The organism is Collinsella aerofaciens (assembly GCF_028206795.1).
Taxonomy (GTDB): Bacteria; Actinomycetota; Coriobacteriia; order Coriobacteriales; family Coriobacteriaceae; genus Collinsella; species Collinsella aerofaciens_AX.
Genome location: NZ_JAQLFJ010000001.1, coordinates 193,076 through 207,962 on the forward strand (window position 1 = coordinate 193,076; position 14,887 = coordinate 207,962).

General features: G+C 59.8%; 12 protein-coding genes. 8 read left to right on the forward strand and 4 right to left on the reverse strand.

What is annotated here, in order from left to right; all coding sequences use genetic code 11:
• Positions 1-51 precede the first annotated feature (51 nt).
• On the forward strand, positions 52-1,044 hold the full coding sequence (locus PMX70_RS00825) for a hypothetical protein (RefSeq protein WP_271742520.1): 993 nt from the start codon (positions 52-54) through the stop codon (positions 1,042-1,044).
• A gap of 12 nt (positions 1,045-1,056) precedes the next feature.
• Here the strand turns inward: PMX70_RS00825 and PMX70_RS00830 are convergent, their stop codons facing one another.
• Positions 1,057-2,238 carry a cation diffusion facilitator family transporter gene (locus tag PMX70_RS00830; protein ID WP_271742521.1) on the reverse strand — a complete coding sequence of 394 codons (1,182 nt, stop codon included), beginning with the start codon at positions 2,236-2,238 and terminating at the stop codon, positions 1,057-1,059.
• Positions 2,239-2,456: 218 nt separating this feature from the next.
• On the opposite strand from PMX70_RS00830, the gene PMX70_RS00835 reads away from it, so the two are divergent.
• Positions 2,457-3,794, forward strand: a complete 1,338-nt coding sequence (locus PMX70_RS00835; protein WP_271742522.1) for a TFIIB-type zinc ribbon-containing protein — start codon at positions 2,457-2,459, stop codon at positions 3,792-3,794.
• Positions 3,795-4,518: 724 nt separating this feature from the next.
• On the opposite strand, the gene PMX70_RS00840 is transcribed toward PMX70_RS00835, so the two are convergent.
• Positions 4,519-4,791, reverse strand: a complete 273-nt coding sequence (locus tag PMX70_RS00840; RefSeq protein ID WP_117848843.1) for a helix-turn-helix domain-containing protein — start codon at positions 4,789-4,791, stop codon at positions 4,519-4,521.
• Positions 4,792-5,045: 254 nt separating this feature from the next.
• Here PMX70_RS00840 and PMX70_RS00845 point away from each other — a divergent pair, with 254 nt between their 5' ends.
• Entirely contained in the window at positions 5,046-5,315 is a 270-nt protein-coding gene (locus PMX70_RS00845) for a hypothetical protein (protein ID WP_117769543.1), read from the forward strand.
• Between the two features lie 95 nt (positions 5,316-5,410).
• On the opposite strand, the gene PMX70_RS00850 is transcribed toward PMX70_RS00845, so the two are convergent.
• Together PMX70_RS00850 and PMX70_RS00855 are read right to left on the reverse strand one after the other, a co-directional pair.
• On the reverse strand, positions 5,411-7,912 hold the full coding sequence (locus PMX70_RS00850) for a phosphatidylinositol-specific phospholipase C (protein ID WP_271742523.1): 2,502 nt from the start codon (positions 7,910-7,912) through the stop codon (positions 5,411-5,413).
• A gap of 305 nt (positions 7,913-8,217) precedes the next feature.
• Complete coding sequence (locus PMX70_RS00855; RefSeq protein WP_138112914.1) at positions 8,218-8,811, reverse strand: hypothetical protein; 594 nt, start codon at positions 8,809-8,811, stop codon at positions 8,218-8,220.
• Positions 8,812-9,271: 460 nt separating this feature from the next.
• On the opposite strand from PMX70_RS00855, the gene PMX70_RS00860 reads away from it, so the two are divergent.
• The 5 genes from PMX70_RS00860 (at position 9,272) to PMX70_RS00880 (ending at position 14,685) form a co-directional block, all read left to right on the forward strand.
• Positions 9,272-9,904: a cyclodeaminase/cyclohydrolase family protein gene (locus PMX70_RS00860; RefSeq protein ID WP_271742524.1), complete on the forward strand. Its 633-nt coding sequence runs from the start codon at positions 9,272-9,274 to the stop codon at positions 9,902-9,904.
• 2 nt (positions 9,905-9,906) lie between these two features.
• Complete coding sequence (locus PMX70_RS00865; protein ID WP_271742525.1) at positions 9,907-10,761, forward strand: bifunctional 5,10-methylenetetrahydrofolate dehydrogenase/5,10-methenyltetrahydrofolate cyclohydrolase; 855 nt, start codon at positions 9,907-9,909, stop codon at positions 10,759-10,761.
• A gap of 112 nt (positions 10,762-10,873) precedes the next feature.
• Positions 10,874-12,397 carry a C69 family dipeptidase gene (locus PMX70_RS00870; protein WP_117770612.1) on the forward strand — a complete coding sequence of 508 codons (1,524 nt, stop codon included), beginning with the start codon at positions 10,874-10,876 and terminating at the stop codon, positions 12,395-12,397.
• 99 nt (positions 12,398-12,496) lie between these two features.
• Positions 12,497-12,913 (forward strand): hypothetical protein, encoded by a 417-nt coding sequence (locus tag PMX70_RS00875; protein WP_022095127.1) that lies wholly within the window; start codon positions 12,497-12,499, stop codon positions 12,911-12,913.
• Positions 12,914-12,921: 8 nt separating this feature from the next.
• A complete protein-coding gene (locus tag PMX70_RS00880; protein WP_271742526.1) occupies positions 12,922-14,685 on the forward strand; it encodes an ABC1 kinase family protein in 1,764 nt (587 codons plus the stop codon).
• The last annotated feature ends 202 nt before the right edge of the window (positions 14,686-14,887 follow it).

The window sequence follows — 14,887 nt, forward strand, 5'->3', positions numbered from 1 at the left end:
TAGAATGCATGGATAACTTGAGGCTCACGCGCGACGGAAAGGAATCGTTGCATGGATCAGGACAAGACAACCGTGATGGGCGGCTACGGTTCCGCGCAGGCTGGCGATAGCGCCGATGCGACCCGCGTTGTTCCCAACCCCGGTTATGCCGACCCCGCCGCGACGCAGCCTTCTGCCGAGCCCACCCGGGTTATGGGCTATGGCGACACGGCGCAGGATTCTTACGCTGCATCTTCGCAAGGCCCCTATGGCAACGCAGCTCCGGATCCGTTTGATTACATGCCGCAGGATTCTTATGCTGCCTCGACGCCGAATCCCTATGACAACCTGCCGCAGAATCCCATTCCGCAGCCTCAGCAGACGACGTATATGCCTCGCACGGCGCAGCCTCGCTACGAGTCGCGCGAGCCGTATCGCGAGTACCCCAAGTCGATTCCGCAATATAGCGAAGACGAGGAGAAGAGGCCGTCGCGTTCGTCGAGCGTGATCAAGAAGATCCTCATCGTGCTGGCGATTTTCTTTGCGCTGTCGGTTGTGTTTGCCATCGTGTCGGGCATGCTCAACAAGCGGGGGAGCTCAACGGCCGATACCGCTGCCGAGCAAACCGAGTCCGCCTCGTCTAGCACCGTCGATCTGAGCGATATCCCGGGGCAGTATTGGTCCAACGCCAAGAAGCTTCTCAAGTCGCGCGGCGCCGATCTTTCGAATGCCGTGGTCCTGACTGATGATGGCTCAACGCCCGTCGTCGATGCCAACTGGGTCGTTACTTCTGCCTACTATAACGACAGCGGCAACCTCGAAATTCAGCTCACGCACAAGGACGGCTCGTCGGGCAACGCGTCCGGCGACCAGGGCGGCGCGGACAGCTCGAGTTCCAATACGCTGGAGGACTTGAGCAACAAGGCGCAGGAGTTGGGAGACAAGGCGCAAGAGCTGGGCGACACGGCACAAAACCTGGGCGATACCGCGCAGAACTTGGGCGGCTTGGCGACGGATGCCTGGAACGCCCTGCAAAACGGCATCTCGGGCGCGCAGGGAAACTAGCTGTTAAGCAGGCTACAACTGCTCGGCCGGACGCTCGGGCGAGCTAAAGCCCGAATCAAACGTGACGACGCATGAGGCATCGGGTCGGCGCTCGTGCACGATGCGCGTGACGAGCTCCAGCAGCTCCTCGTCGGATATGTCAAAGCCGTCGGGACGCACCAGGTCAAACGAAACGAACCCGTCGTGCTCGTGCAGGTCGTGGATGGAGAGCGCGGGATCGATCTGCATGACGCCGCGCTTGACCCAGCTGCGCAGGTCGTCGCTGGTGGTGGCGATGGGGTCGCAGTGCAGCGTGATATCGATGCCCATTTGGCGCTTGATGTCGTGCTCGATGGTGTCCAAAATCTCGTGGTGCTCAAATGCGTCGCCCTCGCCGGGCATCTCCACGTGGGCGCTGGCAAACTGACGACCGGGGCCGTAGTCGTGCACCATCAGGTCGTGTGTGCCCAAGACCTGCGGATAGGACATGATCTTATCGCGGATTGCCTGGACAAGCTTGGGGTCGGGCGCTTGCCCCAGCAATGGGCTGATGGCGTCGCGCACTAGGCCCATGCCGCTGATGCAGATGAAGATGCCCACACCCAGGCCTGCCCAGCCATCGAGGTCAAAGCCGGTCGTCTGCGAAATAAGCGCCGCCACCAAGACCGAGCCCGAGGTGATGACGTCGTTTTTGGAGTCCTGCGCCGTGGCGATGAGCGTTTCGGAATCGATGCGGTTACCCAGCGTGCGGTTGAACGCGGCCATCCAGAGCTTTACGAGCATGGACGTAGCCAGTGCCGCAAGGGAAATGAACGTGTAAGCGGTGGGGGAAGGCTTGATGATCTTGGTGACCGACTCGAGGATCAGGTTGATGCCGACGGCGCAAACCAGGACGGCGACGAACAGGCCGGCTAGGTACTCATAGCGGCCGTGACCATAGGGGTGGCCTTCGTCTGCCGGGCGGCTGGCAAGGCGGAACCCGAGCAGGCTCACGATGTTGCTCGAGGCATCGGAGAGGTTGTTGAAAGCGTCGGCGATGAGGGAGACGGAGCCGGCGAGCAGGCCCGCGATGCCCTTGGCCAGGCACAGGGTGATGTTGAGGCCAATGCAGACGAGGCTTGCGGAAAAGCCCGCGTTGGTGCGGCAAGATGCATCGACCGGCTCGCTCTCGCTGCCGGGAACAAGCGTATGTACCAGCCGATTTACAAATAGCATAGCGGTCGTCCTCACAATCATGTTTAAGGGGATAGTGTAGCTTGCGCGGGGGCGCCGTGCACCGATGCTCAGAAAATGCAGCAATAGTCTGCCGGTGCTAACGAGCGAGCCTTCTCGTCTGCCTGGGTGGTCCATTTTGGGCCACATGGGTATGGGCATGTGCCTGCTTGCTCGACATACTTAATGTCGACAGCCCCTGTGCAAAGGAGGACGTTTCCATGGACGAGATGTTTGCCATTAAATGTCAAAACTGCGGCGGCCCTATGTACTCGCACCAGGCTAAGCGCAGCTTTGAGTGCGCCTATTGCGGCACGGTCGTTCCGTGGCAGGCTGATGCGGGGGAGCCCAAGAGCGCCCTGGGCATTCGCCATACGCCGCTGACGGTGGTGAATGGACTGCTCAAGCTCACGCATGTGTCGCAACTCGAGCGCCCGGAGGACCCGGACTGGTATTTCTTCAATTCGCACTGGCGCAATCAGTCGGTCCTGGAACATCTGCTGTGGGAGGATCGCGGCACGGCGCAGGAGTTCCAAGAGGCCACGCATGTGAGCATTCCTTGCCCCTTCTGTGGTGCGTCCTTTGAGGGCGAGTCGACCCAGCGCGTGTTTGAGTGCCCGTCCTGCGGCAACAAGATCGGCATTGCCGACCTGCTCAAGCCGGGGACGTTTAGCAAGCGTCTGACCATGGGCGTGGGTGCGGAGTATGTGCCGGATCAGGGTATTCCCTGCGAAATCTCGCCGCAGCAGGCACGTGCCAACGCGCTGCAGCTGGTGCGCCAGTATCCGGATGCCTTTGCCGGGCACGACGTGGAAGATGCGATCCAAAACGACATGATGCTCTTCTATTTCCCCATGGCGCTGGCGGACCTGCGCATGATGGCGAGCTTCCCGGGCAAGGGCCTGAGCAAGGAAACCCTGGTGTACTACGAGGTGCTCGACTGGGCATACCCCAGAGCAAACTACCTGGACGTTCGCCTCATGGGCATTTTGGAGCCGTGGGACTTTGCCAAGGTCGGTCCGTTCGATCCCGCCATGCAGGAAGGCGACTTCCGCGTCGTCTCCGTCGATGCATCTACCAAGGACCAGGTGGTCATTGATAAGTTGGCGCTCGACGTTGCGGGTAACGACGCCGAGGCTGTACTGGGGCTCAATAAAAAGAGCATCCGCACCTGGGCGCGCAAGGCCCGCAAGCATAAGGACGGCCTGGTGATGGTGCCGGTCTACTTTGTCGATCGTCCGGCGACAGACGGCCGCGATGGCGAGCAGGTGCGCATTGCCGTAAACGGCCAGACGGGCCGCGCGGCCGCGGTGGTGTTTAGCGACAAGCGCGAAACGCATATCGTGGCGCCGCTTAGCCCGAGCCTGCATCTGTCCAGTGAAAGCACCGTGCACGCCACGCCCGTCGAGGTCAAATACGTTAAATCGCCGTTCCTCTACCAGATTGTGCGCCGTGGAGACGGCGAGCAGCCGCGTCAGGTGGCAGCCGCCGTCGAGGGTTCTTACCGAGAGGAAAAGCCCAAACGCAAGGGCTTGTTCGCTGCGATCTTTGGGAAGTAGGGGAGTAGCGCCGGTTGTTGCCGTAACGTGATGGCCGGGGGTGCGGGGCGGCTCTCAGGAGTGCGGGCTGCTGTCTGATTGTTTGAGGGTGCCAGATGTAAATAAACAGTGGAGCGGCTGCAAAAGAGCTGCCTCACTGGGTAAAATCAGGTTGTGCCGCGGAACCCGCTCCTCAGCGCTTAAACTTCGGAGACGCGGGCAACGCAGGTATTATCGTCTAGGGCCGGCTGCAACCGGCCCTTTTCTATGACTCCCTTCGCTATCCGTTACTGCTTATATTCCCGCCAGATCGCGTAGAGGTTCCGGGCAATGCCGGTCGCGTACATCGAGAGGCGCAGGATTTCAAGAAACAAGTTCATAGGCTTCACCCCAATCGGAGATCGGAGCGTTGCCCGCAGGCGGATTCCGCGGCAGACAAGATTTTACCCTATACGCCGCAGCGGGGGATATCTGACCCCAGTGTTAGAGTGGTGTCCATTTGCATGGATGACCGGGCATGATCGCGACATGTCCTGGAGTTGAAATGCCGCTGGGGATACGAGGGGGAGCCGGGGTCGGATGTTGGGGCTCAACGAAGCAAGTGGCGCTTCTGTCTTTTTGGGATCGGGGATGCGAATCAGCCTGCAGCAATGGGCCCAGCTCGATTCGGGGCGCAGTGAGTCCCGAATCGAGCGTTCCTGGCTGCCATGCATGTCAGGTGATGAAAGCCCACAGCGGCATCGCCTTACACGGCAACGGGGGCCTCTTTGGGGCGTCCCACCCTTGGTGCATCGGCGAGTCGTGCCTCGATGGAGGCTTTGGACATCATGTGCTTGGTGCCATCCTTCCATGAATCCAGCAGTCCTGCATTTAGCAGTTGTGACACCCGTGCTGAGCTAACACCGAGCATACGCGCGGCATCCACTGCGGTGACGGCGGGAATGTCGCCGAGTTCGCGGTTGACGGCTACAGCGATAATCTTGCCGCCGTGTCGCGGCTCATGTCCGAAGTCTGGCACGGGAAGTTCAATGCCGTCCGAATCAAAGAACTCGAATTCCCATACGTAAACCAGGTAAGACCTCCTCTAATGGCGAATAATACGAGGCGTGCTCCTAGAATATTCCGGTCGCATCGATGCAGCTGAGCATACCTATCTTAAAGCCTCGCGCGGACACGAATTGCTGTGCTGTCTGACATCATCGCATGGGGCCTTGCGGTGGTTAAAATGTGACCATAGAGGCAGTTTTAGCGAACCCCGCGGGAGTGACGCGTATGGACAACAACACGCTGCTGTTCCAGGACAAAGGTTCGGGTAGGTTTAAAGACGTCAAGATCTACCTTAACCGCATCGAGGTGCTCAAGAAGGGCACTTTTGGTGGCAAGCACACCGAGATTGTTTATCTTAAGGACATTACGGGGGTCAGCAGGATCAAGGGCCGCGACGTTTTCCTACGTAACAGGCTGTTGACTGCCTGTGTCTTTAGTCTGAGCAGCCGCTCCCAAGCTCAGGAGTTCGTGAATGCGCTGAACATGGTGATGTAGCCGATAACGGTGTTCGGGCTAAGGTAAAAATCGGGGCGCAGAACGGTATTCTGCGCCCCCCCAATTGAGTCGATGTGTCTAAAAGGCGGGCTTGCCTATTCGCTGTCGTCCCCAACGTTTTCGCGGTCATTGGCAAGCATCGCCGCGCCGGCGACCGTTGTCGCCACGGCGGCGGCAGCGAGCCCGGCGGCAATGCCGGAGCCGTCGCCCGTGTCGGCGAGTTTTCCGCCCGAGTTCTTGCCCTTGTTGCCCTTACCGTTCTTATCAGCGCTGCCTGCGTTGGAACCCGTGCCACCGTCGGTGCCGGTGCCGGCGCCGCCTGCACTGTCCGAGGCCGCTACGGTAAAGCTTGCGGCTCCGTCGCTGGCGAGCGTGTAGTTCTGCGCCGCGTCGCCCAAGAGACCGTTCACGCGCACCCAGTACGTTCCTGCGGCAAATGTTTCGCCCTCGGCCATTGCCGTGCCCGGAGCGCCGTTCGCGTCGTGCACAAACTCGAGCTGGGCAGTGCAGGCATCGGTTTCGAGCTTGCCCTCGAGTGATGCCGCAATCTTGGCGCGCACGTCTTCGTCGGCCTTAAGGCCTTCGAGTCCCTCAAAATGGGGCGTCAGCGCGCGTGGATCGATATCGATGGGCACAGAGCCCTGCAGCCCCGTAACGGTCTCGTTGCCCAGGGCGTCGACATCCACGTATTCAATGGCAAACGCATGGCCCGAAGCTGTCGCGTTGAGCTCGTTGCTGCTGTCGGCAAGGCGGAAATGACCCTCGCCAACGGTCTTGCCATCCTGGAATGAGGCATCGCTCAGCGAGTCGCCGTACGTCATGCGCATGCGGGTCGGGAGATAGTACGGGAGATAGTACGAAGCCGTCTGCTTGTGCTCCGTATCGTAATTGCGCTGATAGATGCTCCGGGCCAGCGCCGCATCAACAAAGTCGGATGCGATGATGCCAATGTGCTTGAGGTAATCTGACTTTGTATCCTCGATGCCGCTGGGATTGATGTACGGGCTCTTATACAGATGCTCGTTGACTACTCGTGCCGAGGTAAAAGGATTGCCTCCGTGCGACAAGCCCGTGCAGCTGGTGTAGTTGATAGACCAGCAACGCTCCAGGACTTTCTCCTTGGCCCCGTTATCGTCCTCGACATCTACCTCGTTGCGCGTGCGCCCGGACGTTTCCTTCAGCGCATTATCGACCCAGCTGAGCTTGTCGGTTCCCGTGAGTTTGTACTTGTCCTGGGCGTATACCTTGGTGCAATAGGGCTCTTTGTCGCCTGTTTCCCCCGCGGCTTCAAAGCCCCGCGCGTCTTGGACGAGACACATAGTGGCGCTGTCGGAGTGAGCCTTGATCTTGTCATCCCATTCGGTGAGGTCGAGTCCCCACGTGTGGCCGCTTACGCTGTCGCCGGCGAGTCCAAATCGACGTAGCAGGACGATTTTTCCGCGCACCTCGCCCAGTGTGGGAACGCGGCTCGACGTATAGAACAGTTTGGGGTTATCGGCCATAACCTTGGCGAAGGCCGTCGTTATGCTTTCGTCGGTAGCCTCATCGTTGCCGCGCGATGCGAGCATGATGAGCGCTTCTGACGGGTTTTCGTTCAAAAACGTTTTGAAGTACCCGATGACATCGGAGAGATGCAGATAGTTCCCGTCTTTTTTGAGTAGGTAGAAAATCCCGTGGTCGATGCCGGGGTCATCGCCCTTTCCGAGCCGGATATCAAAATAGCGAATGCCTTCGAGCAACTGCGTGGGAATGTAATCCTGCTGGCATTTTACTTGCGAGGATTGGGGCTCAGTGTCGTTGTCCACGCTACAGGTGCCCGAATCGTGCGTACCCGGGATGCTCAGCTCGTCGAGGAACTTGTTGTCGTCGACGTATTTCATCCAACATGGCCCATCGACGTAGCTGCTGTACGTGATCCAGTCGAGGCTGCTAACCGTGGCATCGTTCTTTTTCATGTCGTAACCGATAAGTTCGAGCTCCCACGGAATGCTCTTACTCTTATGGCAGATCTTATTGTTGTCCTGGTCTTCGCCGTTCGATTCTATTGTCAGGTACTTAATGTCTTTTTTCTCGGTTTCTTTCTCGACCGTGCGGTCTCGGATGATATAGGTTCCGTTTGATTGCCGCTCGAACGCAAAAGAGCGGCTGGGCTTGCCGTCATGCTCGCCACTCCATACGTGGATGACCTTTCCGTCTTTGTCCGAGTCGCCATCGACCGACCAAATGCTGTAGCCCGTCTTTTTATGCTCTTCGAAATTGAGCAAGGTGCGGATAGCATACCAGTTTGTATCGTCATTCTCGGTCGTTACGTTCTCAAGGATGAGCTTGCTGGACGTGCCGTCATTAAACAGATGGCAGACGTTGCCGATGACGTTGCCGTCTTCGTTAACGCTTGCGGTACGAAAATAGCCCGCGGGGCGAAGGCGAATGACGAAATTGTCGAGGCTGACTGCTGGCCCGGCCGTGCCGTCCGCAAAGGCTGCCCGCGGGCTAATGCCCAGCATGGCGGTTTCGGGCAGGCTTGCAAGTGGCGACAACGCCGCGAGTCCAAGGCCCAACGTAAATGCTCGGCGGCTGATGGCGTGATGTTCGGTCATAACTTCTCCATTCGCAGAGTGCGGTTATGCGATAGTTTTGGTCACTATACTGCCCAGATGTTTAAAGATGCTGGTTTAATTGTCTGCGCGGCGCAATAAATCGGTGGGCGGACGTGTTGGGGTGTTTGTCGTTTTCGTACTGTTGCCACATTTGGGGCGGTTCCGCCGTCCGGCATCCTCGCGTTCGTCGGCTACCGGCATAAGAAAGGGAGGGTCGGTTTACCGGCCCTCCCTGGGTACGAAGCGCTGGGGTACCGTCGCTTGTTTGCACTGCGACCGTGTTTCCCGTTGCGCTCGCCAGTCGCTTAGCGCTTGATCTCGATATCGTCGAGCTTGACGTCCATGGCCTCGGTCTTGGCCTCGGCGATGTCGTCGGCAAATTCCAGAGACTTCATCATGGTCTCGACGGCGTCCTTGTGCTCCTCGACGTTGTCGATACGCACATACACACTGCCGCCGTCAACGTCGGTGAAGTATTCGGTCGTTACGCCGCCCGAGTGTGTATAGGAAGCGTTGCGCCAAGTCTTGCCGTTGTACTTGACGGGGTCATTCTCGGTCCACTCAAAGCTGGCATTCCACTTTGCCTCGTAGTCGAACAGTTCATCGGCGTTCTTGTCAGAGTCGAAGACGGGGATGAAGCGATCGCTGGCGTGCTCGCTCTCGGTGAACTTAAACTGGGCCCTGTCGGCGGTGTCGCCTGCGACGTCGGTGATCTCGACGCCCTCGGGGACCTCGACCTTAAACCAAATGAAGTCGGTCCTCATATCCACGGCTGGCTTTTCTGCTCCACCGCCACCGCCACTTCCGGTAGCGCCGCCGCTGCCACCGCAGCCCACCAGGGCAACTGCGGCAAAGAGGCTTATGCAGAGGGTGAGAATCGCAAAGGCCTTCTTTTTCATGGTCGTGTCCTCCTCGATCTGTAACCGCCCACGGATTACCTGCCTTTACTGTACGCGTGGACGGCTCGCTAGGGTGGGCCATGTGTCCCATTCTGGGGGCTGGAATTGCGCCGACAAGTGGCAATATGTGCGGTCGCAAAAGAGGGGAGGGCCGATGCTGTCGGCCCTCCCCGGGGTGAGGTGCCCGTTGATTTAATGGGGCGCGCGTGCGTGGGCGTTGCCCCAACAGGTTCCTTGTTTATAGATATGCCTCAGTTTTTGACGTCCGGAAGTCTCGAAAGGTGGGCCATGTGTCCCATGTTTGCGGTGGCATGGTCTATCGTTCGTCATAGAAATCCGCGATGGCCAGGTGCGCTGACGCTCATGTACTTATGGGCTAGACTTAGCACCATTATGTGATTGATGCGGTCGGTCGGCGGTTGCCACCCGACCGATGTATATGACTTGAAGGTGCGTGCGTATGAGCCAAGAGATGATGGATAAAACCTGTCGAGAGTTTGCCCAAGCGCTAGCTGCTCGCGAGCCGGTTCCCGGTGGCGGTAGTGCGAGCGCCTTTGTGGGCGCACTGGGCGCCTCGCTTTGCGGGATGGTCGCTCGTTATGGGGCAACTAATCCCGCGCTTGCCGATCGCGCAGACGATCTGACGCGCGCATTTGCCCAGGCAGACGAGTTGGTGCAGGAGCTTGTGGGCCTGGTTGCCGAGGATGTTCGTGCATACGGCCAGGTATCTGCGGCATACGGTATTCCTCGTGATGATCCGGCTCGACCTGCGGCGATTCAGGATGCGCTGCGCGTGGCTGCCATGCCTCCGTATCGGATCATGGACGCCTGCGGGCGCGCGCTGGCGCTGCTCGAGGTCATGGCGGACAAGGGCTCCCGACAGCTGCTGTCCGACGTGGCGTGCGGTGCCGTATTCTGCCGCGCCGCCATGCAGGGCGCGAGCCTGACGCTCTTTGCGAACACCACATCTATGAAGGATCGCGCTCGTGCTGAGGAGCTCGAGACGGCGTGTGATGAGTTGCTCGACACATGGTTGCCGCGCGCCGATGCGCTGGCGCGCCGCGCCTCCGACGCTGCAAGGAAAAGGGGATAGACATGGCTGAACTGCTGAAGGGTGCTCCCGTTGCTCGCGCTTTGACTGAGGAACTTGCTGCTCGCTGCGCAGCCCTGCGCGAGCGGGGCGTTGTTCCGACGTTGGCTATCGTGCGCGTGGGCGAGCGCGAGGACGATCTGTCCTATGAGCGTGGCGCTCTTAAACGCTGCGAAAAGGTTGGCATCGAGGCTCGTCGCGTTTTGCTTCCTGCCGACGTCTCGCAGGACGAGCTGCTGGCGGCTATCGAGGGCATTAATGCCGACTTGGCTGTTCATGGCTGTTTGATGTTCCGCCCGCTGCCCGCCGGCCTTGACGAGAACGCCGTCGCCGCAGCGCTCGATCCCGCCAAGGACGTTGACTCCATGACGCCGTCTTCGCTGCTTACCACGCTTTCGGGGCGCGGCGAGGGTTTTGCTCCCTGCACGGCCGAGGCAGTGTTAGCGTTGCTGGACCATTACGGTGTTGAGCTGGATGGAGCTAAGGTTGCTGTGGCCGGGCGTTCGCTGGTGATCGGGCGTCCTGTTGCCGCCATGCTTACGGCGCGCAATGCGACCGTGACGACGTGCCATACGCATACGCGCGACCTTGCTGCCGAGTGCCGTGCTGCCGACATTGTGGTTGCCGCCGTTGGACGCGCGCGTACGATTGGCGTGGATGCCGTTCGCGAGGACCAGACGATCATTGATGTGGGCATTAACTGGGATGAGGACGCTGGCAAGCTGGTCGGGGACGTCGATTTTGATGCTGTGGAGCCGGTTGTTGGTGCCATCACCCCCGTGCCGGGCGGCGTGGGCGCCGTGACAACGGCGATTCTCGCCAAACACGTGATCGAAGCGGCCGAGCGCGCATCGAAATAGGCATTTTCGCACACAGGGGTCCCGAGGGGTCCTGAAGGGTTGCGGTTTCGCCCTTTTTGCGTCGAAGCGATACACTGTTGCCGTTTGATTTCTTCGCTCAAGGAGGATGCGCATGCCGTGCACAACGATTTTGGTCGGTAAAAACGCAAGCTACGACGGGTCGACGCTTGTCGCGCGTAACGAGGACTCGTCCAACGGGGTGTTTGAGCCCAAGCGCATGCGCGTGGTGCACCCCGACGAGCAGCCGCGCGTCTACACGAGCGTCCTGAGTCACCTGACCGTTGAGTTGCCCGATAACCCCATGCGCTACACGAGCGTCCCCGATGTTGTCCCGGGCCACGGCATCTGGGCCGAGGCCGGTTTCAACGAGCTCAATGTGGGCATGTCCGCAACCGAGACGCTCACCACCAACGAGCGCGTCCGCGGCGCCGACCCACTCGTGGACTACGTGCCCGCCAAGGGCAACGAGGGTGAGGACGGCTATGTGCCGGCGCAACCTGGTGGCCTGGGCGAGGAGGATATGGTGACCCTGGTCCTGCCCTACGCCAAGTCCGCCCGCGACGGCGTCCGTATCCTGGGCGACCTGCTCGAGCGCTACGGCACCTACGAGAACAACGGCATCGCCTTTAGTGATGTGGACGAGATCTGGTGGCTCGAGACCATCGGTGGTCACCACTGGATTGCCAAGCGTGTGCCCGATGACGCCTATGTGACCATGCCCAACCAGCTGGGTATCGACAGCTTTGACCTGGATGACGCCGAGGGCGCCCAGGCCGACCATATGTGCTCCGCCGACTTGCGCGCCTGGATGGCCGAGTGGCATCTGGACCTGACGCTGGGCGTCGAGGGCGACGGCCCGGCTGTGGTCTTTAACCCGCGCGAGGCCTTTGGCTCGCACAGCGACAGCGACCATGTCTACAACACGCCGCGCGCCTGGTACATGCAGCGCTGCCTCAACCCCAGCGACGTGTGGGATGGCCCCGACGCCGACTTCACGCCCGAGAGCGACGACATCCCTTGGAGCCGCGTGCCCGAGCGCAAGGTGACCATCGAGGACATTAAGTACGTGCTTTCGAGCCACTACCAGGGCACGGAGTACGACTGCTACGGCAGCAAGGGCACGCCCGCCACGCGCGGCGCCTATCGCCCCATCGGCATCAACCGCAACAGCCAGCTCGCCGTGTTGCAGCTGCGTTCCTATGCGCAGCCGGCCTATCGCGCCGTGCAGTGGATGGCCTTTGGCTCCAACTCGTTTAACGCGCTGGTTCCGCTGTACGCCAACGTCGAGACCATGCCCGAGTACTATGCCGACACGCAGGCTCGCGTGACGTCCGAAAACTTCTACTGGGCCAACCGCCTGATCGGTGCCCTGGCCGACGTCCGTTTCCATGAGTGCGGCCGCGCGGTCGAGGATTATCAGGAGAAGATCGGTGGCATGGGCCACAAGCAGATCCATGACGTCGACGCTGCCGTAGCCGCTCTGCCCGAGGCCGAGGTGCCTTCCGAGCTTACACGCGCCAACGAGGCCTTTGCCGAGCGTGTTCGCGTGGAGACCGATGCCCTGCTGGGCAAGGTGCTCTACACCACGAGCTGCGCCATGAAGAACTCTTTCGCGATGAACGACAACGTGAGGTAGGGATTTCCCGTCGATCGAATAGCGCTAAAACGCTTTGTCGCTTTCGCTCAATCTTGGGTACAAGAACGCCAATGCAGTTGTTTGTGATTGGAGACAACCATGGTTATGAAACTCGATCAGCTTGTTAACGGCGCCATTAACGTGGGCTTTGGCGCTGCCGCCGTTGCTGTCGAAGGCGGCAAGAAGGTCCTCGACGACCTTAACACCAAAGGCGAGCAGGTCCGCAAGGACACCGCCACCCCCGATATCGCCCGCAGCGTGTCCGACATGTTCGAGCAGGCCGGTGGCACCATCTCCGATCTGACCGAGCGCTTGGGCATACAGGGCGAGACTGCGGCCCAGCGCGTGCTCGACGAGCTCATCCTTGCCCGCGTCCGCGTTATGACCGCCCCTGAGCGCACGGCCTTCCTAGCCCATGTGCGCGACATCGTCGATTCGGTCGAGGACAACGTGACCTCGGTGCCCGTCGAGTCCGTTGAGCCCGACGATGCGAAGGATACCGAAGAGGCCGAGTAGCAGCGCAGATGGCAGATTCCACCACCGATTACAACAATCTAGATCCTTTGGGTGACGAGGCGGCGGTTGTCGATGAGGTCGATGCCGCCGTCTCGGGCGCTCGCAAAAAGCCGCGCGCTGTCGATATGGTGCCCGAAGAGCCCGACGCGATGGCGCCGGACGAGGAATACCAGCTCACGCCGGCGGGTCGTCGCGAACGCATCGGGCAGATTGTTCGCTTGGTCAAAAAGTACCGTGTGTGGGATAACCTCACGCCGGTTCGCTTGCGCCGCCTGCTCGAGGAGCTCGGCCCCATGTTCGTCAAGATGGGGCAGATTCTGGCCAACCGGTCCGAGATTCTGCCGCAGCGCTTTTGCGATGAGCTGCGCCGTCTGCGTTCCGACGTGGAGCCGGTGCCGTACGAGGTAGTGCTCCGCTGCTTGGAAGAGGAATACGGCCTGCGCCTGGGGGAGATGTTCGATGCGATCGACCCCAATCCGCTTGGTAGCGCATCGCTCGCGCAGGTGCACCGCGCTCGTCTGGTGACGGGCGAGGACGTGGCCGTTAAGGTGCAGCGCCCCGGTGCGCAGCAGGTTATGGCACAGGACATCGATATCATCCGCTCGGTGGTGCGTATCGTTTCCAAGTTCGTCAACACCGATCAATTCGTTGATCTGCACGGCGTAGTCGAGGAGTTGTGGACCTCGTTTCGCGAGGAGACCAACTTTTTGGCCGAGGCCAAAAACCTCAACGACTTCTACGAGTTCCATAAGAGCGTTCATGGCGTGACGTGCCCTAAATCCTATCTGGACCTGTGCACCGAGCACGTGGTGGTTATGGACTACGTCGACGGCATTTCGATCGCCGATCCCGAACGCTTGGTGGCCGAGGGCTATGACTTGGAAAAGATCGGTGCCGCGATTGTCGAGGACTACTCGACGCAGGTGCTCGATGACGGTTTTTTCCATGCCGACCCGCATGCGGGAAACATCATTCTCAAGGACGGCATCGTCTACTTTATCGACTTGGGCATGGTCGGACGCATGTCGAGTCACGATCGCGGTATCGTCAAGGATATGATTTTCGCCGTGGCCGAGGGTGACGTGCCCAAGCTCAAGGATTCGCTCATGCGCTTTGCCGTGACGCGTGGCGACTCGGCCGAGCTTGACCATTCGGCCTTTTTGTCCGATTTGGACTTTATCGTCGCCGACTTTGCGGGCCTTGACCTGAAGGATCTTGATATCGGCGAGTTTTTGACCTCGTTGTTAAACCTCGCGCGTAAGAATGATGTTGAGCTGCCGAGCGTGGTAACGATGTTCGCGCGCGGCATGGTGACGCTCGAGGGTTTGCTGACCGAGTATATGCCCAACGTCAACATGATCCAGATTATCCAGACGCACATCAAAAACGAGAAGAGCGCCTATGCGCGCGCGCGTGATATGGGACGCGATCTTGCCGCGAGCAGCTATCGCGCGGCAAAAGGCTCGCTTGAGGCAGCCGAGTATCTGGGCTTGGCTTCGCGCATGCTCACGCGCGGCCAGCTTAAGGTGAACACGCAGATCATGAGCAGCGATAAGGCGCTGCGACAGCTAGGTGGGATTATCGACCGCATGTCGATGGCTATCGTTATCGCCGGTCTGTTTATCGGTTCGTCGGTGGTGTACTATGCACGCATCGAGCCGGTTGTGTTTGGTATCCCAGTCATTGGCTTTATGGGCTACGTGAGTGCGCTGGTGCTGGCGCTTATGCTGGGTCGCAATATCTGGCTCAACAGCCACGGCGGCAAGCACTAGAGGCTGCGACCGTCACCGCATTCTCCTATCGCAAACAATAGCTTTTACCTTGGGCTTCGCCTGCGTGCGAGGCCCTTTTGCGTGATAGCATATTGACGGTTTTAATCGATGGCCTAGATGGTGGTGCGGAGACGCACGAATGCGCGGTTTTCCTGCGCGTTTGGGAGAATCGGGGTGCAAGTCCCCGGCTGTACCAGTAACC

Bases quoted from the DNA above. Each gene is read 5' to 3' on its own strand.
- PMX70_RS00875 (WP_022095127.1), top strand. From the start codon at position 12,497: ATGGTTATGAAACTCGATCAGCTTGTTAACGGCGCCATTAACGTGGGC.
- PMX70_RS00860 (WP_271742524.1), top strand. From the start codon at position 9,272: ATGAGCCAAGAGATGATGGATAAAACCTGTCGAGAGTTTGCCCAAGCG.
- PMX70_RS00835 (WP_271742522.1), top strand. From the start codon at position 2,457: ATGGACGAGATGTTTGCCATTAAATGTCAAAACTGCGGCGGCCCTATG.
- PMX70_RS00880 (WP_271742526.1), top strand. From the start codon at position 12,922: ATGGCAGATTCCACCACCGATTACAACAATCTAGATCCTTTGGGTGAC.
- PMX70_RS00830 (WP_271742521.1), bottom strand. From the start codon at position 2,238: ATGCTATTTGTAAATCGGCTGGTACATACGCTTGTTCCCGGCAGCGAG.
- PMX70_RS00865 (WP_271742525.1), top strand. From the start codon at position 9,907: ATGGCTGAACTGCTGAAGGGTGCTCCCGTTGCTCGCGCTTTGACTGAG.
- PMX70_RS00855 (WP_138112914.1), bottom strand. From the start codon at position 8,811: ATGAAAAAGAAGGCCTTTGCGATTCTCACCCTCTGCATAAGCCTCTTT.
- PMX70_RS00870 (WP_117770612.1), top strand. From the start codon at position 10,874: ATGCCGTGCACAACGATTTTGGTCGGTAAAAACGCAAGCTACGACGGG.
- PMX70_RS00825 (WP_271742520.1), top strand. From the start codon at position 52: ATGGATCAGGACAAGACAACCGTGATGGGCGGCTACGGTTCCGCGCAG.
- PMX70_RS00850 (WP_271742523.1), bottom strand. From the start codon at position 7,912: ATGACCGAACATCACGCCATCAGCCGCCGAGCATTTACGTTGGGCCTT.
- PMX70_RS00845 (WP_117769543.1), top strand. From the start codon at position 5,046: ATGGACAACAACACGCTGCTGTTCCAGGACAAAGGTTCGGGTAGGTTT.